22 protein-coding genes, 2 pseudogenes, 1 riboswitch and 1 other annotated feature are annotated in these 22,352 nt (G+C 36.1%); of the genes and pseudogenes, 16 read left to right on the top strand and 8 right to left on the bottom strand.

All coding sequences use genetic code 11. From position 1 onward, the window contains the following. The first annotated feature begins 16 nt into the window (after positions 1 to 16). Positions 17 to 2,526, top strand: a pseudogene (locus MKY70_RS17465) (BC_3345 family exosporium-associated protein). A gap of 81 nt (positions 2,527 to 2,607) precedes the next feature. On the opposite strand, the gene MKY70_RS17460 reads toward MKY70_RS17465, so the two are convergent. Together MKY70_RS17460 and MKY70_RS17455 are read right to left on the bottom strand one after the other, a co-directional pair. Next, positions 2,608 to 2,751: a hypothetical protein gene (locus MKY70_RS17460; protein ID WP_000945246.1), complete on the bottom strand. Its 144-nt coding sequence runs from the start codon at positions 2,749 to 2,751 to the stop codon at positions 2,608 to 2,610. 97 nt (positions 2,752 to 2,848) lie between these two features. Further along, positions 2,849 to 2,991: riboswitch (cyclic di-AMP (ydaO/yuaA leader) on the bottom strand. Between the two features lie 46 nt (positions 2,992 to 3,037). Further along, a pseudogene (locus MKY70_RS17455) lies at positions 3,038 to 3,490 on the bottom strand (GNAT family N-acetyltransferase); the annotation flags it as partial. Positions 3,491 to 3,721: 231 nt separating this feature from the next. On the opposite strand from MKY70_RS17455, the gene MKY70_RS17450 reads away from it, so the two are divergent. Both MKY70_RS17450 and MKY70_RS17445 read left to right on the top strand, forming a co-directional pair. Further along, positions 3,722 to 3,970 carry a GlsB/YeaQ/YmgE family stress response membrane protein gene (locus tag MKY70_RS17450; protein WP_060750673.1) on the top strand — a complete coding sequence of 83 codons (249 nt, stop codon included), beginning with the start codon at positions 3,722 to 3,724 and terminating at the stop codon, positions 3,968 to 3,970. Positions 3,971 to 4,034: 64 nt separating this feature from the next. Then, positions 4,035 to 5,156 carry an AI-2E family transporter gene (locus MKY70_RS17445; protein ID WP_002033358.1) on the top strand — a complete coding sequence of 374 codons (1,122 nt, stop codon included), beginning with the start codon at positions 4,035 to 4,037 and terminating at the stop codon, positions 5,154 to 5,156. Between the two features lie 28 nt (positions 5,157 to 5,184). On the opposite strand, the gene MKY70_RS17440 is transcribed toward MKY70_RS17445, so the two are convergent. After that, the gene (locus MKY70_RS17440; RefSeq protein ID WP_113734361.1) at positions 5,185 to 6,342 is read right to left on the bottom strand and encodes a 1-deoxy-D-xylulose-5-phosphate reductoisomerase; all 1,158 of its coding nucleotides are present in this window, start codon (positions 6,340 to 6,342) and stop codon (positions 5,185 to 5,187) included. A gap of 135 nt (positions 6,343 to 6,477) precedes the next feature. Next, positions 6,478 to 6,684: a binding site (T-box leader), on the top strand. A 44-nt stretch (positions 6,685 to 6,728) separates the two neighbouring features. On the opposite strand from MKY70_RS17440, the gene MKY70_RS17435 reads away from it, so the two are divergent. Next, positions 6,729 to 7,727: a tryptophan--tRNA ligase gene (locus tag MKY70_RS17435; RefSeq protein WP_341025367.1), complete on the top strand. Its 999-nt coding sequence runs from the start codon at positions 6,729 to 6,731 to the stop codon at positions 7,725 to 7,727. Here MKY70_RS17435 and MKY70_RS17430 read toward each other — a convergent pair. Together MKY70_RS17430 and MKY70_RS17425 are read right to left on the bottom strand one after the other, a co-directional pair. Continuing rightward, complete coding sequence (locus MKY70_RS17430; RefSeq protein ID WP_088031836.1) at positions 7,724 to 8,182, bottom strand: NUDIX hydrolase; 459 nt, start codon at positions 8,180 to 8,182, stop codon at positions 7,724 to 7,726. The two genes, MKY70_RS17435 and MKY70_RS17430, sit on opposite strands and share 4 nt — an antisense overlap. A gap of 17 nt (positions 8,183 to 8,199) precedes the next feature. Next, a complete protein-coding gene (locus tag MKY70_RS17425; RefSeq protein WP_002013997.1) occupies positions 8,200 to 9,039 on the bottom strand; it encodes a DUF2785 domain-containing protein in 840 nt (279 codons plus the stop codon). Between the two features lie 123 nt (positions 9,040 to 9,162). Here MKY70_RS17425 and MKY70_RS17420 point away from each other — a divergent pair, with 123 nt between their 5' ends. The 3 genes from MKY70_RS17420 to MKY70_RS17410 all read left to right on the top strand — a co-directional run bounded on the left by MKY70_RS17420 (position 9,163) and on the right by MKY70_RS17410 (position 11,961). Beyond that, positions 9,163 to 9,885, top strand: coding sequence for a GNAT family N-acetyltransferase (locus MKY70_RS17420; RefSeq protein WP_002033371.1), 723 nt, complete (start codon positions 9,163 to 9,165; stop codon positions 9,883 to 9,885). Positions 9,886 to 10,065: 180 nt separating this feature from the next. After that, entirely contained in the window at positions 10,066 to 11,094 is a 1,029-nt protein-coding gene (locus MKY70_RS17415) for a tyrosine-protein phosphatase (protein WP_341025365.1), read from the top strand. Positions 11,095 to 11,250: 156 nt separating this feature from the next. Then, the gene (locus MKY70_RS17410; RefSeq protein ID WP_341025363.1) at positions 11,251 to 11,961 is read left to right on the top strand and encodes a YjjG family noncanonical pyrimidine nucleotidase; all 711 of its coding nucleotides are present in this window, start codon (positions 11,251 to 11,253) and stop codon (positions 11,959 to 11,961) included. A 426-nt stretch (positions 11,962 to 12,387) separates the two neighbouring features. Here MKY70_RS17410 and MKY70_RS17405 read toward each other — a convergent pair whose 3' ends face one another. After that, entirely contained in the window at positions 12,388 to 12,885 is a 498-nt protein-coding gene (locus tag MKY70_RS17405; RefSeq protein WP_002013992.1) for a DinB family protein, read from the bottom strand. Positions 12,886 to 13,421: 536 nt separating this feature from the next. Here MKY70_RS17405 and MKY70_RS17400 point away from each other — a divergent pair. The 4 genes from MKY70_RS17400 (at position 13,422) to MKY70_RS17385 (ending at position 16,447) form a co-directional block, all read left to right on the top strand. After that, on the top strand, positions 13,422 to 14,384 hold the full coding sequence (locus tag MKY70_RS17400) for a tubby C-terminal domain-like protein (RefSeq protein ID WP_341025361.1): 963 nt from the start codon (positions 13,422 to 13,424) through the stop codon (positions 14,382 to 14,384). Between the two features lie 257 nt (positions 14,385 to 14,641). Then, entirely contained in the window at positions 14,642 to 15,142 is a 501-nt protein-coding gene (locus tag MKY70_RS17395; RefSeq protein WP_002013989.1) for a sigma-70 family RNA polymerase sigma factor, read from the top strand. Next, positions 15,132 to 16,154 carry an anti-sigma factor gene (locus MKY70_RS17390; RefSeq protein WP_088031832.1) on the top strand — a complete coding sequence of 341 codons (1,023 nt, stop codon included), beginning with the start codon at positions 15,132 to 15,134 and terminating at the stop codon, positions 16,152 to 16,154. The genes MKY70_RS17395 and MKY70_RS17390 overlap by 11 nt, the downstream gene beginning before the upstream one ends. Beyond that, positions 16,136 to 16,447: a hypothetical protein gene (locus MKY70_RS17385; RefSeq protein WP_002128289.1), complete on the top strand. Its 312-nt coding sequence runs from the start codon at positions 16,136 to 16,138 to the stop codon at positions 16,445 to 16,447. The genes MKY70_RS17390 and MKY70_RS17385 overlap by 19 nt, the downstream gene beginning before the upstream one ends. 174 nt (positions 16,448 to 16,621) lie before the next feature. On the opposite strand, the gene MKY70_RS17380 is transcribed toward MKY70_RS17385, so the two are convergent. Then, on the bottom strand, positions 16,622 to 16,822 hold the full coding sequence (locus tag MKY70_RS17380; protein ID WP_002084410.1) for a helix-turn-helix transcriptional regulator: 201 nt from the start codon (positions 16,820 to 16,822) through the stop codon (positions 16,622 to 16,624). Further along, positions 16,810 to 17,169, bottom strand: a complete 360-nt coding sequence (locus MKY70_RS17375; protein WP_002066385.1) for a DUF3796 domain-containing protein — start codon at positions 17,167 to 17,169, stop codon at positions 16,810 to 16,812. Before MKY70_RS17375 ends, MKY70_RS17380 begins: the two co-directional genes overlap by 13 nt. 334 nt (positions 17,170 to 17,503) lie before the next feature. Here MKY70_RS17375 and MKY70_RS17370 point away from each other — a divergent pair, with 334 nt between their 5' ends. The 5 genes from MKY70_RS17370 (at position 17,504) to MKY70_RS17350 (ending at position 22,007) form a co-directional block, all read left to right on the top strand. Beyond that, positions 17,504 to 17,698 carry a hypothetical protein gene (locus MKY70_RS17370; protein WP_002142517.1) on the top strand — a complete coding sequence of 65 codons (195 nt, stop codon included), beginning with the start codon at positions 17,504 to 17,506 and terminating at the stop codon, positions 17,696 to 17,698. 88 nt (positions 17,699 to 17,786) lie between these two features. After that, a complete protein-coding gene (locus MKY70_RS17365; protein WP_002033261.1) occupies positions 17,787 to 18,512 on the top strand; it encodes an ABC transporter ATP-binding protein in 726 nt (241 codons plus the stop codon). After that, positions 18,505 to 20,169, top strand: coding sequence for a putative ABC transporter permease subunit (locus MKY70_RS17360; RefSeq protein ID WP_061674351.1), 1,665 nt, complete (start codon positions 18,505 to 18,507; stop codon positions 20,167 to 20,169). The genes MKY70_RS17365 and MKY70_RS17360 overlap by 8 nt, the downstream gene beginning before the upstream one ends. A gap of 56 nt (positions 20,170 to 20,225) precedes the next feature. Then, positions 20,226 to 20,984, top strand: coding sequence for an SDR family oxidoreductase (locus tag MKY70_RS17355; RefSeq protein ID WP_002013978.1), 759 nt, complete (start codon positions 20,226 to 20,228; stop codon positions 20,982 to 20,984). A gap of 336 nt (positions 20,985 to 21,320) precedes the next feature. Next, entirely contained in the window at positions 21,321 to 22,007 is a 687-nt protein-coding gene (locus MKY70_RS17350; protein ID WP_341025358.1) for a hypothetical protein, read from the top strand. Positions 22,008 to 22,352 lie beyond the last annotated feature (345 nt).

Genomic DNA, 22,352 nt, shown 5'->3' with positions numbered 1-22,352 from the left:
GTCATAATGGGGGGAGATGCTTGTGAAGGATCAAGATAAGTGTAGTAAGTTTCAAGCACCTATTCCTTTTCCGGCGTCAGGTATTACGGGACCAACTGGTCCAACCGGTCCGACAGGTTCTTTAGGTGGACCGACTGGCCCGCAAGGAATACAAGGCGTACAAGGGCCAATTGGTCCAACCGGTCCGGCCGGAATTCAAGGAGTGCAAGGGGTGCAGGGAGAAATCGGTCCAATAGGTCCAACAGGTTTAACTGGGCCACGAGGTTCTCAAGGGAGTCAAGGACTGATGGGGGAACAAGGTCCACAGGGAATTCAAGGTGTTCAAGGTATACAAGGAGAAAGGGGGCCAGCCGGTCCAACCGGAATTCAAGGAATCCAAGGAATACCTGGTCCAATGGGAGAAACAGGTCTAACAGGAATACAAGGCATTCAAGGTATGCAAGGTGAAATTGGTCCAACGGGTCCAACAGGAATACAAGGTATACAAGGAGTGCAAGGCGAATTAGGTCCGACTGGTCCAACAGGAAATACTGGTATACAAGGTATGCAAGGGGATTTAGGGAGTAGTGGTTTACAAGGTGTAACAGGTATACAAGGCATTCAGGGTCCGATTGGTCCAACGGGTCCAACAGGCTCTCAAGGAATTCAAGGGGAACAAGGGCCAATGGGATCAACAGGAGCAACTGGCGTTCAAGGTTTACAAGGGCCACAAGGTGAGATGGGTCTAACTGGTCCAACAGGCTCTCAGGGGATACAAGGAGTGCAAGGTGTAATAGGACCAACAGGAGTAACGGGCTTGCAAGGGGATCCAGGTCCAACAGGCTCAACAGGCTCAACTGGGGGAATCGGCCCAACTGGATCTGCAACGGGTCCAACAGGAGCAACCGGTCCAACCGGTCCGCCAGGAGGCCCAATCGGCCCAACTGGTCCAGCAGGATCTCCAGGAGGTCCAACTGGTCCGACGGGAGCAACTGGGGCAACCGGAGTGACAGGAGCAACTGGGACGACTGGAATCCAAGGCGTACAAGGAGTGATTGGCCCAACCGGAGTAACTGGTTTAACAGGTTTGCAAGGAGTACAGGGACCAATGGGGGCAACTGGTCCAACGGGTGACCAAGGCATTCAAGGTCCGCAAGGAGTAATGGGAGTAACCGGTCCAACTGGATTACAGGGTTTACAAGGAGTACAAGGACCGATAGGAGCAACAGGCCAGGCAGGTCAACAAGGAGTGCAAGGGGCACAAGGTCCAATTGGTCCAACAGGCCCGCAAGGAATACAAGGAATACAAGGTGAGCAAGGAGTAATGGGAGCAACTGGACCAACAGGCTTACAAGGTCTGCAAGGAATCCAAGGTCCACTCGGTCCAACCGGTCCTCAAGGCTTACAAGGAGTGCAAGGGATAAGTGGTATAACAGGTCCAACTGGTCCTCAAGGAATCCAAGGAATACAAGGTCCACAAGGAGATATAGGTCCAACCGGTGCGACTGGAATACAAGGAGTGCAAGGTCCAGAGGGTCCAACTGGTCCAACGGGTGCAACAGGCCCGCAAGGAATTCAGGGAATACAAGGAATTCAGGGGCCAACCGGTCCACAGGGCATTCAAGGTCTTCAAGGAATTCAAGGTCCGATTGGTCCAACAGGCCCAACTGGACCTCAAGGAATACAAGGAATAACCGGATCAACAGGTCCAACCGGTCTAACAGGGGCAACAGGACCGACGGGAGCAACTGGTCCACAAGGAGTGCAAGGAATACAAGGTAAGGGGTAACGGGGCAGGCGGGAGCAACAGGACCGACGGGAGCAACTGGTCCACAAGGAGTGCAAGGAATACAAGGTCCACAAGGTGCCACGGGAGCAACCGGAGCAACCGGTGCAACTGGAGTAACAGGTTCTCAAGGAATTCAAGGAGTGCAAGGTCCACAAGGAGTGACCGGATCGACTGGAGCAACTGGATCGACTGGCTCAACAGGTGCGACTGGACCGACAGGGATACAAGGAATAAGAGGAGTAACCGGTGCAACCGGTTCAACCGGAGTAACGGGTCCAACTGGTGCTACAGGTTCAACTGGATCAACCGGTCCAACTGGATCGTCTGCAATATCAACAGGTGGCGGCTATTTCTTTTCTACCTCAACAAGTACAATTGCAGCAAATGCCAATATTCCAATTAATAGTGGGTCTACCGTATATGGAACAGGTGTATCTTTAACTAGTTCCACAACCGTTACCGTATCTACGCCAGGAATATATTTAGTAAGTTATTATTTTCAAGGTGATGCAAGTGCTGGGAATGAGACAGTATCTGTCAGATTACTATTAAATGGAAGTCAATTAACAGGGAGTTTTATACAAAACGTAACGACATCAACTGTAGTAATCGAGCCAGCCATTTCAAATACGCTTCTTGTGAATGTAGCGAGTGCAAATTCAACATTAGTATTACAAAATGGCCCGTTAGGTGTAGGGCATGTGACCACTATAGCAGGTGCGATTACGGCAAGTTTAAATGTGGTGAGGATATTATAAAAAGTATAGGGAATATAAAAAACACAAGGAATGTCTTTATAGACACACCTTGTGTTTTTTAATATTAAATAAACATTTTCTTTATCTTTTCGGTTGAAAAATATGCTGAAAGAAGTATTTGTGATGTAAGTTATCTACAACTTTATTTGCTTGATATGTGCGGTGTTGTTCGAGTCGAAGTCTTTGCTCCATCATTTTTATTGCGTGATCTGATAAACGTAACATTGTACCAGTCTCCTTTTCTATAAATATAGTTTTCTGATTGATATCGATTCCATATTTATAACTAAGGAGGCAAAGTGTGTAACATAGGCAAAAAGCACCTTCCTCTCCCATTACGCTTACGAGGTTAGCTGTCGGACTCGGGAAGTGAGAGTTTCCCTACTTGAAAAAGATTCGCCCCAAGTAGCATAGCTACAAAAATGGTTCCCCCGCTCCAAAATTTGGACTCAGCAAAAGGTTGTATAAAGTAAAAAATAACATAAATAAATAAATAAGTCAAACTATTTTGTTTTTTCTGTCTTTTAAGTTGCGTAAGAATCATGCCATCAGGTAGTGTTGTATCTGTTACTTCAATGAAGCTGTGTTTTTTATATAATGCCAGAGCTGGAGTATTGGCTTTACCTGTTTGTACAATGTATGTCATTGAAGACGAGAACATGTTAAATATATAAAGTAGCAGTTTCGTTGCGATTCCTTTTTGAAAAAAATCGGGCGATACAACTAATCTGTGGATATCGATTAGTTCTTCTTCTTGTATAAAAGAAATAAAGCCGACGAGTTTATTTTCAGAGAAATATCCATAGAATGTTTCATCACAATTTTGAATATCGTTTACAGTATCATATAAACGAGGTATTGCAGTACTGTTTAAAAAGTCTGCTTCAATTTTATAAGCTGGAATTTGAACATTTAAAATGGATGATGCTACTTCATAAGAAGTGGGAAGTAATTTATGAATCATAGATAATAACGCCTCCTTTAAATATGATATATTAATATAATTGATTTGTGGGTAAGTTTGACAATTTTTTTCTTTTTTGCATATAATATATGTATCTCCATACATAAAATGTTCGTAGGTATATTTCTATAGTAGGATATGGTTAGCGTAGATAAATACGTAATCTTATATAAGAGTTTAGCTACTCTTGTATTTGATAATACAAACTATAATAGAAATGAGGGACTAAAAATGGGATGGATTATCACATTAATAGTTGGTGCTATTATAGGTATAATTGCTAGTTCTATAACGGGTAAAAATTTTCCAGCTGGTATGTTTGGAAATATAATTGCTGGTTTACTAGGAGCTTGGTTAGGTAGTAGATTATTTGGATCTTTTGGGCCATCATTTGGTGGGATTCATGTCGTGCCAGCATTATTAGGTGCAATTGTGTTAATTCTTATTGTATCATTTGTAGTAAAAACTGCAAGAAAATAAAGGCTATTACTGATTGTTTTATAAAGCCCTTTTAGGGCTTTTCCTAATTAGAGAGGTGGTACACTTGGAGAAAGTAAATATAAGAAAAAGAGATAAGTTGAAAAAGTTTTTTAAAGAACAAAATTATTTAGCTGTACTACTTGGATTCGCGTTGCTGTTTGTAAATATATTATTACTTACAAAAATATCATTCGTCTTTACACCGTTCGTCGTATTTTTAAAAACAATCTTTTTCCCAGTATTATTAGCGGGAGTACTATTTTATATATTGCATCCATTCGTTTCTCTTTTAGAAAGAAAAGGTGTGTCGAGAATTGTGTCGATTGCCTCGATATATATAATTGTTCTTGGGTTATTTGTTTTTCTTGCGGTCACGGTTATTCCAATTATTAAAGATCAAGTAAATGCTTTAATAGATAACTTGCCATATTTCGGGCATGAAATCGAAAGGGCAGCACGTAAATTTGGAGAAAGTAATGTAATTGGTAGAATGCAGGAAAGTTTAAATATTGATTTTGCTAATATCGTAAAAGATTCTACAATGAACTTTACAAAATCATTATCATCAGTAACAGGAAATGTAACTGGATTTTTAAGTACAATTACTGAAGTTGTTTTAACATTTGTAATGGTTCCGTTTATTTTGTTCTATCTTTTAAAAGATGGTGAGCAATTACCGAATCATTTTTTAAAGTTTATATCTGAGCAAAGACAACCAGCTGCGAAGAGAATACTAGATGATATGCATTATGCGATTAGTTCGTATATTAGAGGACAAATTATTGTTAGTTTATTTATCGGTATTATGCTATTAATCGGTTATCTTATTATTGGTATTAAATATGCGGTACTACTTGCTATTTTAGCGATGATTGTAAATATCGTTCCGTACGTAGGACCAATCATTGCAATTACACCAGCTTTAATTATCGCATTTATCGACTCGCCATCAATGGTGTTAAAAGTAATTATCGTTATGATGATTGTACAATTAGCAGAAGGTAAATTTATTTCTCCGCAAGTCATGGGGAAAAAGTTAGATATTCACCCGATTACTATTATATTTATCATTTTAACTGCGGGAAATTTATTTGGAATTATGGGGATTATTTTAGCAATTCCAGGGTATGCGATATTAAAAGTTTTAGTTACGCACGGTTATAGATTTGTGAAGTTGAATACGTGAAAAAAGAGCTAAAACAGAGAAACCTGTTTTAGCTCTTTTTCATTAACAATTGATTTGCGTATTGGCGTGCCCATTGATCAGCTTCTAATATATCATCGAGTGAAGGATCTTTTACGTTATGATGAGCTTCAACTGTATTGTAAATTGTTTTTTCGATATCGAAAAATGCAATTTCATTTTTAAGAAATAGTGCATTTGCAATTTCGTTCGCTGCATTTAATACGGCTGGAGTTGTACCGCCAATTTTTCCACATTCAAATGCATATTGTAGACAGGGGAACTTCTCTAAATTTGGTTTTTCAAAATGCAAACTACCAATTTCTAATAAATTTAATCTTTCATAGGATGAAGGTAGTCGAGTAGGGTAGTGAAACGCATATTGAATCGGCATTCTCATATCAGGAGCACCGAGCTGTGCCATGACTGATCCATCAATAAATTCCACTAAAGAGTGGATGATACTTTCTTTATGAATCATAACATCAATTTTTTCATAAGGAATATCGAATAGCCACTTAGCTTCCATCACTTCAAACCCTTTATTCATTAACGTGGCAGAATCTATCGTTAGTTTTGCGCCCATTAACCAGTTTGGGTGTTTTAAAGCATCCTTCGCTTGTAATGTTTTCATTTCTTCACGTGTTTTATCACGAAAAGCGCCGCCAGAAGCTGTAACAATTAATTTTTCGATTTCCTTATTATTTTCCCCATTTAAACATTGGAAAATGGCTGAATGTTCACTATCAACTGGAATTAGGCGGCATCCGTTTTGTTTCGCTAGTTCGGTGACAATATGTCCAGCTGCAACTAAAGTTTCTTTGTTAGCGATAGCGATATCTTTCTTCGCCTTTAATGCTTCAATTGTTGGGAGTAAACCTGAAACACCGACAACTGAACTTAATACAAGATTTGTATCAGGATGGGTAGATACTTCAATTAAACCATCAGTTCCATATGTAATTTTTGTATTTGTTGAAATACGAGAACGTAATGTATCCGCTAATTCTTTTGTCGCTACGCTTACAATACGAGGCTGAAACGATTCGATTTGTTTTTCGAGAAGATCGATATTATAATTCGCGGTTAAACCGACGATTTTAAAATGTTCAGGATGAGCGGAAACGACATCTAATGCAGATGTGCCAATGGATCCTGTTGAACCTAAAATGGATATATATTTTACCATGAAAAAACCTCCAAAGTTGTTTCGAGTATTTCTGCAAACCTATATATTATTAGACAATCAAGGTGGAAATTCCTGCTATATAAAACAGAAGATTAGGGTTTAATTGGAAAGGGAATGTGATAAACTGTAAAAAACGAAAAAGCAATGAAAGAGAAGAGTACATGTTCAAAACTTTTCAGAGAGCTGATATGTGGTGGGAATCAGTAAGGGATGAATATGGAATGGGCTCTGGAGCTTCTAGCTGAAATGAGTAGGCGAAGACGGTTACTTCACGTTAAGAAGTTGAAGTGAGCTATAATATAGCTAATTAAGGTGGTACCGCGGGAGTCTCTCGTCCTTTTTTTAGGATGAGGGGCTCTTTTTATTTTGAGAAAGGAGGAGTTAGGATGAGCGAGAAAATTATGTTAACAGGAATTAAGCCGACAGGTTATCCGCATTTAGGAAATTATATTGGTGCAATTAAACCTGCATTGCAAATGTCAAAAAATAATGAAGGAAAAGCATTGTACTTTATAGCTGATTATCATGCGTTAAATGCAGTGCATGATCCAGAGAAGTTCAGTAGTTATACGAAAGAGGTAGCTGCTACTTGGTTATCACTTGGGCTTGGAGAAGATGTTATTTTTTACCGACAAACGGAAGTGCCGGAAATTCTAGAATTAGCTTGGATATTAGCTTGTCTAACTCCGAAAGGGCTTATGAACCGTGCCCATGCGTATAAGGCGAAGGTAGAGCAAAATAAAGAAGCGGGATTAGAAATTGATGCAGGTGTGAATATGGGATTATATACGTATCCGATTTTAATGGCAGCTGACATATTACTATTTCAAGCTACTCATGTACCAGTTGGAAAAGATCAAATTCAGCATATTGAAATTGCGCGTGATATTGCGGCGTACTTTAATCATACATTCGGCACGACATTTACACTTCCGGAGTATGTCATACAAGAAGAAGGTGCAATATTACCTGGTCTTGATGGAAGAAAAATGAGTAAAAGTTACGGAAATGTGATCCCGTTATTTGCAGAGCAAGAAAAGCTACGAAAGTTAATATTTAAAATCAAAACCGATTCTTCACTTCCAAATGAACCGAAAGAATTGGAAACGTTATTTATGATTTATAAAGAGTTTGCGGCAGAAGATGAAATGCAGTCAATGCGTGAAAAGTATGAAACTGGCATTGGATGGGGCGATGTGAAAAAAGAGTTGTTTCGCGTTGTAGACCGTGAATTAGCGGACTCTCGCGAAAAATACGTTAAGTATATGAATGAGCCTCATTTATTATATGAGGCGTTAGAAAAAGGTGCGGAGAAGGCTCGAGCTATTGCGAAGGTGAATTTAGCAGAAATAAAAAAACGGATTGGATTTGAGAGGGAACGTTAAGCGTTCCCTTGTTTTTGCTGGTAATCTGTAATAATCCTATCAATAACAGGAGGAAGATTACTAGGTAACTCATCTAGCGGAAAGAAGCGCAGTTCTTTCGATTCCGTTTGATCGCATACAAGCTCACCGTGGAATTCTCGGCAAATATAAACAGCGAGTACACCGTGTACTTGATCGCCGTTTGGATAGATTTGAAAGAAATCAGGTCCTGAGTATGTACGGAATAGTTCTGGATTTTTAATGATAAGTCCAGTTTCTTCATATACTTCTCGTTGTAAAGCGTCTTCTAACGTTTCGTTATATTCTAAGGCGCCACCAATAATACCCCAGCGGTTAAAATCTGTACGGAGCTGCAGTAATATTTCATTTTTCTCATTTAATATAATGGCGTGTGATCCGATTAAAATGAGTGGATGATTTCCTACTAGATTTCTCATGTCTTCAATATAGCCCATAATTCTTCTCCTTATATTTAATAATAATTAGGCAGTTCTTTTAACATTTTTTCTGTTTTACGTGCTGTAAATGCTAAGTTATGATCATCTTTTGTTCTAAAAAATAATGTGCGTAAAAAGATTTTAATGTTTGCGCATAAAATACAATACTCATTAAGGGAAAGGCGTTTTCTAATTTGAGGAAGCCTTTTTATTTTTTTATAAATAATTGAAATTAACTCATCTTGCGGGAAGTCATGATATAGCATAGATAGTAACGGTGTAACAATTCGTTCATCTTCATTATTATGAAAAAGATCCGATGGGATGAAAATTTTATTTAATAAACAATGAATTAATTCCTCGTACCATTCAAAGGTCGTATAGGAATTGTGAACAATTTCAGAAAAGGCATCAGATACGTGGGCAAGACAATGAGCCCATCCTTTATTTTCAATATAGCCTCGAAAATCCATTTCTAAGTTTGTGTATGTAATGAGTTTGTTTTTTATTTCTTCGATATCCTCCTCTGTAAAAAAGTAGTGCGAGTTAGCGAATTGGAGTATTAATGCAAGTAATGAAACAGTATAAGAACGTGTGAAAACCCCATCTGTAAGTGGGGAGTGAATGTCACAATATAAATACTCATCACTTAAACAAGTTTGTAGAAGTAATTTCAGTTGATCGTCCATAAGGAATTCATGATGAATGAAATGTGCAAAACATTTATATATAAGTTGGTAACGAACGTAACTATCAGTTGTTCCGATATACTGAAGCATATTGAGCGTTAACTCATTAATATCTATATGTTGCAGTTGCGTATAGTCATTTTGTTGTATAAGCTCTAACTGTTGTTGCAATGCTGTAATATCCAATGGAGAACCTCCTCCGCACTTTAAAGATGCAATGTTTTCTAGTATTCTATATATTCAAGGACAATCCTGCTCATGCAAGGAGAACAAGTAGAAATTCGAGTATGACATAGATGAGGGAAGTATATGATGACTATAGAACAGTTAGAAAAACATTTTAAAATAAGAAAAAATGCTTCTTCTATAATGATAAAAGAAAATGATGCAGAGGTTTTTACAGAAGAGCAATTAGAAGAGATAATGCAATATTGCGTTGCTGAAGCTGAAAAAGATGGAATAGAAGAATTGCAATTTGAAATTTCTTCAAAAAGCCCAAATTATGATGTGTATAAGAAGTGTTTCGAAACGTATTCATTTGAATATATTACTGAAAACATGATTGTATTTAAGGATATATATGAAGTAGAAGATATAGAAAGTGAAATTGATTTTAAGCTTATTGAAGAGATAGGCGAAGCCGCTTTTTATTCACTGTGGAATGAAGTGACGGGAGAACAAATCGATTATGATCAATTTGTAAATACGATGCTACAAGAAATAGGTGGGCAATGGAAAGAACATTGTTTAACAGCAAGTATCGATGAAGAGCCAATAGGAATTGTAATCCCGCATATTGAAAGAGGTACGTTAGAAGAAGGAAAACTTATGTATTTCGCAGTCGCCCCAAATATGCGAAATAAAGGGTATGAAGCAGCATTCTTTACAGGGGCAATGTTTGTCTTAAAAGAAATAGGTGCATCTTATTATATTGGTGAGACAAATGTACAAAACGAGTGGATGAAGGATGTCTTTGAAAAGAACGGATGTCAGCAGCTGAGCTCTACTGAGCGATATGTGAGAAGGTTTTAGAAGGATGGATGGCTTACTCTCTCGAACTCATTTAGCGGGAATCCATGTACAAATTTTGAACAAGTAAAAGAACTTTTTGCATGTTTGTAAGATAAAAAGAAAAATCGAAACGACAAAGTAAGCTTTCCTATAATACAATAGAGAAGGATTAGACTATACGAAGAAAGCGTTGGTGAAAGTATGAAGCAGCAAAGAAATTGGCTACAAGCAACTGTAGAACGAAATGAAGATAATACGTTACATATAAAGTGGGAAAATAATATAGAAGAAGTTCGTATTTATTGGAGTACTTCACCAGATCATATTGAAGAAAATGGAGAATTACTTGTAACAGTAAGTGGGGATGCATGTACAATTGAAAACCCGAGTGAAAATGAGCGTCCATATTTTAGGTTAGTAGGAAGTAATGGACAAGCAGTCACAGTAGCTGAGCGTAGATTACCATTACAAGGTGCGTTTAACTTCCGTGATATGGGAGGATATGAAACGACTGAAGGCCGTAAAGTAAAATGGGGTAAATTGTATCGTTCTGAAGAATTAGCAGGATTAACAGAATGGGATATCGAGTATTTACAGAAGTCGGGTTTAAAGTTAATTTGTGATTACCGTACAGATTTTGAAGTGAAGCATAAGCCGAACCCAAGTGTTACAGGTGCTCGTCAAGTGTGCTTACCAGTTATGCAAGACTTGGCGAAAGACTTGAATATAAATGAATTTTTCCAAGTTGGTGACCTTTCTATGTTAGGGAAACCAGGCGAGTATCTTGTGAAAATGAATCAAGATTTCGTAAGTGGTAATGAAGCATTCGTGAGCTTCTTAAAACTGGCGCAAAACCCGAAAAACTTACCGTTAGTAAACCACTGTACAGCTGGAAAAGACCGTACAGGATTTGGTTCTGCATTATTATTACTTTTACTAGGTATACCGGAAAAAACAGTAATGGAAGACTACTTACTAAGTAACGGTTTCCGTGAAAAGTTAAATGAAAAAATGATGGCCTTTTTAGGTGCGAAATTACAGAACGACGAAAGTAGAGCAATATTAGGTGCAATGTTTGAAGCACGTGCTGAGTATTTACAAGCTGCGATTGATGAAGTTAAAAAGCAATATGGATCAGTTGAAGTATACGCTGAAAAAGCTCTTGGCTTTACGAAAGAATCGTTAGAGGAAATGAAAGTGTTATTGCTAGAAGATAAAGTGAAACTTTAATCAGTGGGGGGGCATCCCCACTGATTATTAGCCTTCACCAATCGGACTGCCCTTAATGCGGGATAAATAATGAGGAGGGAGGCTGATTGGATTAGCCTCCTTTTATTATTGTTGCTATAGTTAAGCTATGAGAAAATAGGAATTGAGGCGAACATCATGAAATACAAAGTAATACTATTCGACGTAGACGATACATTATTAGATTTCCCTGAAACAGAAAGAAACGCATTACATAACGCGTTTGTACAATTTGGCATGCCTACAGGGTATAATGATTATCTTGCAAGTTATAAAGAGATTAGTAATGGATTATGGAGAGATTTAGAGAATAAAATGATTACGCTAAGTGAATTAGCGGTAGATCGATTTAGACAATTATTTGCTCTTCATACTCTAGAAGTAGACGCGCAGCATTTTAGTGACGTATACCTTGAAAACTTAGGAAAAGAAGTACATCTTATAGATGGTGCAGTGCAATTATGTAAGAACCTTCAAGATTGCAAGTTAGGTATCATTACGAATGGATATACAAAAGTGCAACAATCTAGAATTGGAAATTCCCCTTTATGTAACTTCTTTGATCATATTATTATTTCTGAAGAAGTCGGCCATCAAAAACCAGCGCGTGAGATTTTTGATTATGCTTTTGAGAAGTTTGGGATTACGGATAAATCAAGTGTACTAATGGTTGGAGATTCGCTAACTTCTGATATGAAAGGCGGAGAAGATTACGGTATTGATACGTGTTGGTATAATCCGAGTTTAAAAGAGAATACGATGAGTGTTAAGCCGACTTATGAAGTGGAGAACCTGCTACAAATTTTAGAAATTGTGGAAGTGGCGGAAGAAAAGGTAGCTTCATTTTAATAGAGTTAAGATTTTTCGATTAGTTGATATATATTAAGTTACGGTAGATATATTTGAAAAATCGTTCATATAAGTTCATATACTATGATATGGAACAAAAAAAGATGGTACCAAGTCAAAATAATTTTAATGAAAGAAAACAGAAATAACACTAAATAATATATTTAGCTGTTTGTAATTGGTCATTACAAACAGCTAAAAAAAACGATTGCCTCTTAGGATCCAAGCAATCGTTTTTTTATTTTTTTCGGAGATGAAATTTGTATTTTTATACCCTATCTCCATCAAGTTTAAAAAATGTTTGTTCCCCAGTAATGAAAAAAATGAATTTAATTCTCATAAATAACTGTAAAGTGGTAAAAATTTCGTTTTGGGTGTAATTTAAAATCTTAAGTTAATGGGCATGGGGTGGAACCCTTTCCTTGTTTAGACCGGATATCCGCCTGTTGGCGGTGGCCAAGCACTAAATAATCTGCGAATCAGCACAATTTCTCCTAAATGGTAGGAGTTATGAGATGCAATATTCCGTAGAACACCGCCAGGGGTTTCACCAGGCCATTCCTCCAATGTTTTGTCCAATTGAACAGTTTGGGCGATCGTGCATGCCTGTTCAATCCCTTGAAGAAAATACTGAATAATCTGTTGCCACTCTTCCTCACTGCCAGGGCATTCTTCTTCAGGCCAGCTCTCTTTTACATGGGCAGGCAATGCAGGCTTCTTCCCCTGAGCGGATAATAAGAGAAAATCTTGCCAATAGGTCATGTGTTTCACTAATTGATAAATAGAATAAGGCAGTTCCTCTCTGCGTTTTCCCGCAAGCGCCACGTCTATATCCGACAAAGCATTCTTGATGGGAAGATGTCCTCGTTCCCCTCTTAACGATTTTACTAATGCCTGGCTAAACGCTTTATTTGATTGCTCCATAATAACTGACTCCCATCCTGTTTTATTTTCTAATTTGCTGATTTTATGATTCCGTCTTTTTTATATGTACTAAATAAATTATAGAAGCTTTACGACTATTAAGAGAAAGTAAAATAAGGCAAGAATCACTGACTTCTTAACGTACAGGAAATCGTAGGTTTTTATTTAATTAGTACCTTAATGTACAATTGTATTAACAGATAAATCAAAGGTTCGAATGACAACATTCAGGTCTGCGTTAATATCAGCCACTTTTGATTTTAGCTTTTCCGATCCCTCCTGAATTTTATCCAATTGATTTTATTGTGAATGAACTATGAGTTGATTATAATAATTAGAGTGAACTCTAAGTCAAGAAAAAAATAATAAAAGGATAGTTATTCTATTATGAGGGAGTTCGCGAAGCAAAAATAGCGCTACTATACTAAGGTCATTCACGTTTTATAATGCGATAATTAAATATTTATATATACATAGTTTCTCAGAGTGATGCGATGTCATGTATGAGCTGTGTAACAACTAGAGGTGAGTGAAGGATGTTAATGTTTTTATTTGAGTTAGACAAGGCTATCCCGCAGAAGGATGAGTCACGGTATGCCGCTTATGCAAATGGCTTTATTGAAGGGGATTTAACGATTCGCGTGAGTGACAGCGTATTTTTTCAGAAGTCATGCATGAAGGTTGCAGAGCTTGGCATTTATTTAGGACAGTGGATGGAACAAGTGCAACATGGGCAGAAAGAACAATTGAATTATGAAACGAGTGACCGTGAGGAAGTAATTCTCGGATTCGTATATGAAGAGGAAGATCAGTGGAGAGTTTTTTCCAGTTGGCAGCAATTTGAACTTCAAGAGCGTATATCAACTACAACATTAGTAGAGAGCGTTCAACGCTATTTATATGAGCTAAATAAGGAACTGCGCGCGATAGGATATCCTGTGACGTTTGATCAGTACTTAAGAGGAGAGCGAATGATGCAGCTTTCTTATAAACGACTGTGTGATAGTAAAGCGGATACGACTTCAATAGAGGTTTACAATGGAAGCGAAGGAGTAGGCGCAGTACGGGGCTATTATAAAAATACGTTGATGAAAGTGCTAGACTTCATTCCGAAAGTCGGTAGTAATATCATTTATGAAATAAAGGATAGTAAGAACAATATTCGCGTCATTGCAAAGGATGTAAGTAGGCAGCGTCAAAGAAGGATTTTAGTAACGTACATCGATAATAATGATGCAGAGCATGAAATACTTGTATGTGACGGAAAGTTATTAGATGCAAATTTCTTATTTACTTTTACATATAAGACAGAAGAATATGTTGTTCACAAAACTTCAATTGGGCTTGGAAAATTATTACGAAACGGCTATGTAATCGCAGATTGGAATATTCGTCTTGAGGAAGATATGTATTATATCGAGATGGATGTATATGATGAGGATTATATAGAGGATCAATACTTACTGTTAGGTGTATTTCATGCGGTTTTGTATGGGTGATAAATGAAAAGTACTGGTATTCTTCATGGGAAGGATACCGGTATTTTTTATGTGGTTCTGGTGTGAAGATTGCATTTTGTCGCTTTTCTTTTTTTAGAAATTTACAGTTATAACATCTCATATTTTGTTTATAATTGTAAATAGTTATTAAAATGTATAAATGTTATTTCTTTTTTAATAAATAAAAAATATAAAAAGGAAAAATAATGCAACTTTATAACACGCTTATTCGTGTTATATATGAAAGGAGGAGGGGGATGGAAATTGAAGAAATATATAAGGTTTATATAAACGATGTGTACCGGTATTTATTTTCCCTTTCTCGTAGCCATCACGTAGCGGAGGACTTGATGCAGGAGACTTTTTATCGGGCGTATCTTTATCTAGAAGACTATGAAAACCAAAAGGTAAAATCATGGCTTTTTAAAGTGGCATATCATACGTTTATTGATTTTGTAAGGAAAGAGAAAAAAGTATCTTTTGTAGGAACGGAGGAATTAGAGACAATACAAGCAGGGGAATCTACAGAAGAGTATGTAGTCGCAAAAAATAGTTATGAAAAATTAATTCAGATTATTCATACTTTACCAGTGGTAGAGGCACAAGCTATTTTATTATGTGACGTACATCAATTAACGTACGAAGAGGGTGCTACTGTATTAGATTTAAAGGTAAATACTTATAAAAGTCACATATTTCGTGGGAGAAAGAGATTAAAAGAATTGTTAAAGGAGGAAAAGAGTCAAAATGACAAATGATAAACCTCATTCTGAACAAGATGATTATAAAGAATTGTTACAAGAAGCTCTTCATCAAAGACCAGATTCACTTCCTGATGGAAAACAGCAGCAAGTGTTGAAAATAGGTAAAAAAAGAGCTCGAATTACGAATCTGTTGATTGTATTTACTTTTTTATTACTTATTCAACCTATTTTATATATATCTACACTTTTATATTATACATTGGCACCTACAAACGCGATGGAGATACGGAATGTAGTAAATCAAACATTAAGTGTAACAGAACCTAATGTATTTATGAAAGAAAGGGATATGGAGCAAACATTGTTACCGCTTAGTTTACAATTGCATTTTGATTTGTATAAAAGGGTAGGAAAGAAAGATATTCGAATAGGAGAAGAGAAAACAGATTATTTATTAAGTAGAGCAACGAAAGTAAGCCGTGAATATACAACAGATGAAAAAATTCCGGAAGTCCCATATATAGATAACGAGGTATTATCTCATCCTAATAATTATAATGTGTCTTATAATAGTAGCGAGGAAGCTCAGGTATTAAAAGGTCTTCCACAAGAATCTGTTGTAGAAGCATTTGTATCTTTTAGAGAATTATTAAGTGTACAAGAGGTAACGGATACGTTTCCTACTATTGATATTGTTTGGTATGCCGTGAATACAGGATTAGAGGAGAAGCAAAAGAATGATGAGGGTCAGTATGTTGCCCCAATCGGTTTTCCAGCAGATATGATTTCAAGTCCAAGTGGTCCTTTTTTAAGTGACTCACCTCATGAGGAACAATTTATTGATGTGTTAAAGTCATTACGGAAGCATGAAGATTTAGCGGTGAAGCTATCTAGAGCGAAAACATTAGAGTTGTCAAAGCGTATTTCTTTCCTTGAAAAAAATGGGATAAAAACATACGGGGCAGTTGTAACTGGACCTAAAGGAGAAGTTGAAAAATTGATGAGCCATGAAAAAGTTAGAAACTTGAAAGTAGGTGAAGCGAGATTATGGAATTGGCATTCTTAAAAAAAAGAAAGAGTCATATTTATAAACAGGAAACGTGGATGGGTATTATTTCATTAATTATTGCCTTTCTAGCGTTATTGTATTTGAACATTACATTGCTTATTCAAGAAATATTTATAGGCGAAGGTTTTCGAGAAATAGTTGGAGCTGGATTGATGTGTTCAGTCGTAGGCATGCTCACAAAAAGCAAAAGTCGAAAATATGCATTGTGGGCATGTAGTTTATTTGTTTTTATGTTACTGTTTGCTGTATTTGGATTTATGCTAGGTTGGATGATAAGCTTTACGCCATAAATATGTGGAAAAGAGCGAATGTAGATTCGCTCTTTTTTAATGTGTAAAAAGTAAACTAGATAAGAGAAGAACCTATCAAATTTGAAAGGAGAGCACTATGCATCTAGGCTGTGGTTTTGTTGATATGTTTTCCGCTCACGATTCAGTATTATATATTAAACTTGGTGCTCTTTATTAATCCTCAAAAATAAAAACCTCATCAATCGTACTATGTAGTGCCCTCGCTATATCGTGAGCAAGCTGTAAGGAAGGGTTATACTTTCCTTTTTCAAGATGGCTAATCGTTTCACGACGTACACCAACCTTTTTCGCTAAATCTTCCTGCGTCATATGTACTTTGGCACGGTATTCTTTTATCTTCGTTACGAACGCCATGGTGCATCTTCCATTTCATCAACTGGTTTATCGTAAAAGAAGGTAGAGAATCCGAATGTAAGAATGAGTGTGCTGAAAATAAGAGCAATATCAATCTCTTGTAGTGTAGGATTCGGAAATAACATTTCAATAAAGATAATGATAGCTGTTGTTAATATTGTAATAATGAATGCATTTCGGCACGATTTATTGACAATTTGTTCAAAAAGCTCATCGTGATGAACTTTTCTATACGTCGTGAAAAAGGAGAAGAAACAGAACATAGTAAACAATCCTTTTTCATAAAAAAATCCGAGAAACCCAAAGAAACCGAGAAATCCTAAATATTTTATCCAAGTCGTTTTCATGATAGATTCTCCTTTCGATGTTAGAAATAAAGTGAAGGCTAATAATCAGTGTGGGGGTGTTCATCCCCCACTGATTATTAGCCTTCACCAATCGGGCGTTTACGGGCAGCAGGGCTCCCACCTAACTTCTTTGCTCCAGCCGAAATTTGAGGTGGGAGTCTTACTGCCAGTTAATGCGGGATAAATCACTATATGTTATAAATATATCACATATGGAAATTCATAGTAATAATAGTTTTGCGATTTATTTCATAATAATAGTAAAAAAGGTTAAATATTCTGTAAAATAAAAAGGGAAATATCGTAAAATGGATGTAAGGAGGGGGAGGACGAAATGTTAACTGGGATAATGATCGTTATATTACTTGTAGTTATTACTGTAATTGGAACGGTGTTAATTGGGCGAAATGGTGATGCGAATTATAGTAAAGCGACAAAAGGAAATATTAAACGACTTACGATGATTTATATAATACTAGCTGTTGTTTTAATCGTTGGATTAGGAGTTTATATTTATTTTAAAGGTTAAAAAAACTGAAAAATGTAAAAATCTAAAAATATAAGTATGCTATAATGTTAATATAGTTAATTGGTAATTAAGGAAAGGATTGGATGTAATGATCGAAATTTTGAATGTGTCAAAAAGTTATAATGGATCTACCTATGCAGTAAAAGATTTAAGTTTATCTGTACCGAGCGGAGAAATCTTTGGGTTTTTAGGACCGAATGGTGCGGGTAAATCAACGACAATTAAGATGATTACTGGTATTCATGGGGTGGACAAAGGAACCATTACAATCAACGGTAAAGATATTATGAAAAATCCGATGGAAGCGAAGAAAACATTTGGCTATGTTCCAGATAGCCCGGATATGTTTTTACGATTAAAAGGGATTGAATATTTAAACTTTATGGCTGATATGTATGAAGTACCGAAGGAAGTAAGACAAGAACGAATAGAGTCATTAGCGAAGAAGTTTGATCTGTACAATGCTTTATCTGATCAAATTCAAAGTTATTCACACGGTATGAGACAAAAGATTGTTATTATCGGTGTGCTCGTACATGAACCAGATGTGTGGATTTTAGATGAACCGTTAACAGGTCTTGATCCGAAATCTGCATATATTTTAAAAGAAATGATGAGAGAACATGCTGATAAAGGGAAGATTGTATTTTTCTCGACACACGTATTAGAAGTAGCTGAAAAAATATGTGACCGCGTCGCGATTATTAATAAGGGAAATCTTCAGTTTAAAGGGAATTTAAATGAAATGAGAGATCATTTTGAATCCAATGAATCACTTGAAAAAATGTTCTTGGAGATGACGGGCAATGAGTAAAATTTGGACGTTAACGAAAGTATTATTGAAATTAAATTATGCAGATTTCATAACAGATAAAAAGAAAAGATGGGCGTATTTATTTTCATTTGCAGCCATTTTATTTGTAGGTTTTTTAATATTCGGTTCGATGACCCATGGAATATATGAAGGAATGATACACCTCGGACAGGATCCAGGAATTGTTATTGCGATGGGATTAGCAGTTGCTAGTATATGGGTATTTTTGATGAGTATTATGAACATTTTAACAGTGTTTTACTATAGTAATGATGTTGAAATGTTGCTACCGTTACCGTTAAAACCAGCGCAAATTATTTCGGCAAAGTTCTTTACAGTGTTAATTACACAATACGTAATGAGCTCGTTTATTTTATTGCCTATCTTTATTACTTACGGTTTAAAGAGTGGTGCTTTCATTACATATTATATTTATATGATTGTCATTTACTTATTCTTCCCGATCATTCCGCTAGTTTTAGCTTCGTTAATTATGACAATTATTATGAGGTATACGAATATAGCGAAAAATAAAGATCGAGGAAGTATATTTATTGGAATCGTAAGTATACTATTTATCGTCGGAATCAATGTATTTATGCAATGGAGAAATAAAAGTGCAGTATCTGGAGCTGGAGATTCAGTTGCGAATTATCTTACAAATAATCAATCCTCCCTTTTCATACAAATGACAAATTATTTTCCAACTACATATTTTGGTGCAATGGGATTAGTAGAAAATGCATCGTGGAAGGGAATATTATACGTACTAATATACATTCTTATTTCTATCGCATTTTTCGGTTTGTTTTATTACATTGCAGAGCGTACATATTTAAAAGGGGTTATTGGACTTTCAACGAGTACAGCAAAGAAAGAGGTAATTTCAGCAGAAGGTTTACAGAAATCAACAGTACAAAGTTCTCATTTAAAAGCATATGTGAAAAAAGAATTTAAAACGTTATTCCGTACACCACAATTTTTCTTAAACTGTATTGTGCAAACTTTCGTTATGCCAATTATGCTGTTCTTTGTTTTGTTTGTACAAGATGGAAATTTAAAATGGATTACGGAATATATTGATAATCCAGAATCAGCAGGTTTCGCAATTGGTGTTGGCCTTTGTGCATCCTTATTTTTAATGGGGAGTAACGTTATTGCAACAACGTCATTCTCACGAGATGGAAGCTCTTGGTTTGTGAATCGCTACTTACCAGTAAAGGCTTCGGATATCTTTTTTGCGAAAGCGATAACGGCCTGGTTAATTAATGTAGTCATTTTAGGAGTATTCGGTATTACAATGGGAGTTGTAGCAGGTATTTCGCCAGTCTTCATGATACTTTGGTTCTTACTAAGTGCGAACGGTTTATTGTTAATTAATTTAATCGGTACACGCTGGGATGCACAAACTGCAGATATTCATTGGGATACAGAACAGAAATTATTTAAAAGTCGATATACAACTTTGTGGAATTTTTTAGCTAATATTTTAATAGCTTTAGTTATTGTAGCGGGTGTAAGTGTATTATACTTCTTCCTTCAAGTAGGACTTTGGATTATGTTTATCGTTTTATTTGTAATGTTTACGATTGTAAATTATATCTTTATTAAAATTTTAAAATTAGGCGCTGAGCGTATATTGTCAAATATTAATTAAAAAGGTAGATCCTCTGTATTCGTGCAGGGGATTTATCCATAGATGGAGGAGAAAAGGTGAAGAAAATAGCAATTGTAACAGGGGCAACTCGTCTGAATGGAATTGGTGCAGCTGTATGCAAGGTGCTTGCTCAAAATGGGATAGACATTTTTTTCACGTACTGGCCTCGGTATGATAAAGCGATGCCATGGGGAATGAATGATCAAGAGCCCTTTTTGTTGAAAAAGGAAATTGAAAGTTACGGCGTTCGATGTGAAATGGCAGAAATCAACTTATCACAGTCTTATTCGCCTAATCGTGTATTGTATATGGTATCAGAACGTTTAGGGGATCCATCTATTCTTATTAATAATGCGGCGTATTCTACTCCTACGAAAATTGAAGAGTTAGATGTAGAACAGCTAGATAAACATTATACGGTTAATGTTCGTGCTCCTATGCTATTAAGTTCATTATTTATTAAACATTTTTCACTTAAAACGAGTGGAAGTATTATAAATCTTACTTCTGGGCAGTCATTAGGCCCGATGCCAGATGAACTAGCATACGTAGCAACGAAAGGAGCAATAGAAGCATTTACAAAGTCAGTTGCACCAGTTGCTATGGAGAAGGGGATTACAGTCAATGCTGTTGATCCAGGACCAACGAATACAGGATGGATTACAGAGGAATTACAGCATCATTTAGTATGGAAATTCCCGCAAGGAAGAGTTGGAGAACCGGTGGATGCGGCACGCTTAATTGCTTTTTTAGTAAGTGAAGAAGCGAAGTGGGTTACTGGGCAAGTCATTCATTCGAATGGTGGTTATTCATAAAAATATTATGTTAACAATTGTTGAGAAATAAAAAAATTAGTAATTATTTTGTTTTTTGTATAAATAAAATGTCAAGAAAGATAAAAAATTGATAGGGGAGTATGTTGTCATTTGTAGATTGTAAATCTTCATGTGACAACATACTCTTTTTCTTTTGCTACAGAGGAGGAAAATGTAGTAGAAAAAACTCGAATATTAAAATAAATTTATCGTTTTTTGTACGTATTATTATGAAGATTACTGTCGGAAAGATGGTGATTCGTATGAAAAGGGATTTTTTAAGGGGAAATAGAATCGTAAAGAGAAGGACAAAATTGTAAACATAGGGGGATTTTTATGAAAATGAAAAAGGTCGCTATCGCATCAGTAGCAATTGGTACAATGCTTTCAATGGCAGCTTGTAGTACCTTCACAGATAAAGATGAAGCGAAGAAGGATCCAGCAACTGCACAAAATGAAGAGCAATCGAAAACGACAAGTGCAGATGAAGCGTCAAAAACAACGAAAGATACTGAAAAAGACACAAATACTTCTTCGAATGAAAAAACAGATAAGGATGCAAAAAATACAAAGGAATCATCAGGAACAGAAAGTAACGACAAAACAACAAAAGAAAAAGAAACGACAGGAAAAACGAATGATCAAACTACTAGCGGAAAAACAACAGATCAAAGCACAAGTACAAACAATAACGGAAAGACAACGAAAGATCCGAAGAAAAACGTCGCTGTGAAAGCAAATGTAAAAGAAGTCGTTACATTAATTGAAAGCCTAGATAAGCAATTAGCTGCAAATCCTAAATTAGAAACAGTAAATAAACTTGGAAAACAAATTAATGAGAAGTGGGATGTAATTGAAAAAGATATAGAAGCATCACATCCAACTGAATACAAAACAATTGAACAAAGTTTGTATCCATTAATTATAAGAGCGGAGAAAGAAAATATCGATATTAATAAAATGAAGTCATTAACGACGAAAACGAAAAAAGATTTAAATCAATTATTAACGAAGCTTTCATAGTTTCAAAAGCCTACTCGTGTGAGTAGGCCTTTTAGTTTTTTGTACATTCTCGTTGGGTGTTAAGAAATAAAGACTTCATTTAAAAGGAACATCACAATGATAAAAAAGAGTGATAACTATTAAAGATATTTTTTGATAGGAAGTCATATAAAACGCTCCCTTGTATTTATATTTGCAATTTAGTAGTTTTTAAAGTTCATTATTTTCTACACAAATTTCATTTTGTAGAAAAGGGGAATGGATTGATATGTACGATAAAGAGGAAGTTTATGATGAAGAAATTGCACCAGTATCGCAGAAAATCCTAGAAATATGTAAACGAGAAGAACTTCCAATGGTCGCACA

It is taken from the genome of Bacillus sp. FSL R9-9492, assembly GCF_038007365.1.
Lineage (GTDB): Bacteria > Bacillota > Bacilli > Bacillales > Bacillaceae_G > Bacillus_A > Bacillus_A mycoides.
The sequence above is the reverse complement of the archived record's forward strand: the minus strand, read 5'-3'. Positions and strand labels throughout refer to the sequence as shown.

Coding starts and splice junctions, on each gene's coding strand:
- MKY70_RS17405 (WP_002013992.1), bottom strand. CDS start 12,885: ATGGAGCAATCAAATAAAGCGTTTAGCCAGGCATTAGTAAAATCGTTA.
- MKY70_RS17460 (WP_000945246.1), bottom strand. CDS start 2,751: ATGTTACGTTTATCAGATCACGCAATAAAAATGATGGAGCAAAGACTT.
- MKY70_RS17420 (WP_002033371.1), top strand. CDS start 9,163: ATGATGACTATAGAACAGTTAGAAAAACATTTTAAAATAAGAAAAAAT.
- MKY70_RS17390 (WP_088031832.1), top strand. CDS start 15,132: ATGACAAATGATAAACCTCATTCTGAACAAGATGATTATAAAGAATTG.
- MKY70_RS17375 (WP_002066385.1), bottom strand. CDS start 17,169: ATGAAAACGACTTGGATAAAATATTTAGGATTTCTCGGTTTCTTTGGG.
- MKY70_RS17350 (WP_341025358.1), top strand. CDS start 21,321: ATGAAAATGAAAAAGGTCGCTATCGCATCAGTAGCAATTGGTACAATG.
- MKY70_RS17435 (WP_341025367.1), top strand. CDS start 6,729: ATGAGCGAGAAAATTATGTTAACAGGAATTAAGCCGACAGGTTATCCG.
- MKY70_RS17385 (WP_002128289.1), top strand. CDS start 16,136: ATGGAATTGGCATTCTTAAAAAAAAGAAAGAGTCATATTTATAAACAG.
- MKY70_RS17415 (WP_341025365.1), top strand. CDS start 10,066: ATGAAGCAGCAAAGAAATTGGCTACAAGCAACTGTAGAACGAAATGAA.
- MKY70_RS17430 (WP_088031836.1), bottom strand. CDS start 8,182: ATGGGCTATATTGAAGACATGAGAAATCTAGTAGGAAATCATCCACTC.
- MKY70_RS17410 (WP_341025363.1), top strand. CDS start 11,251: ATGAAATACAAAGTAATACTATTCGACGTAGACGATACATTATTAGAT.
- MKY70_RS17395 (WP_002013989.1), top strand. CDS start 14,642: ATGGAAATTGAAGAAATATATAAGGTTTATATAAACGATGTGTACCGG.
- MKY70_RS17450 (WP_060750673.1), top strand. CDS start 3,722: ATGGGATGGATTATCACATTAATAGTTGGTGCTATTATAGGTATAATT.
- MKY70_RS17370 (WP_002142517.1), top strand. CDS start 17,504: ATGTTAACTGGGATAATGATCGTTATATTACTTGTAGTTATTACTGTA.
- MKY70_RS17365 (WP_002033261.1), top strand. CDS start 17,787: ATGATCGAAATTTTGAATGTGTCAAAAAGTTATAATGGATCTACCTAT.
- MKY70_RS17360 (WP_061674351.1), top strand. CDS start 18,505: ATGAGTAAAATTTGGACGTTAACGAAAGTATTATTGAAATTAAATTAT.
- MKY70_RS17440 (WP_113734361.1), bottom strand. CDS start 6,342: ATGGTAAAATATATATCCATTTTAGGTTCAACAGGATCCATTGGCACA.
- MKY70_RS17380 (WP_002084410.1), bottom strand. CDS start 16,822: ATGGCGTTCGTAACGAAGATAAAAGAATACCGTGCCAAAGTACATATG.
- MKY70_RS17400 (WP_341025361.1), top strand. CDS start 13,422: ATGTTAATGTTTTTATTTGAGTTAGACAAGGCTATCCCGCAGAAGGAT.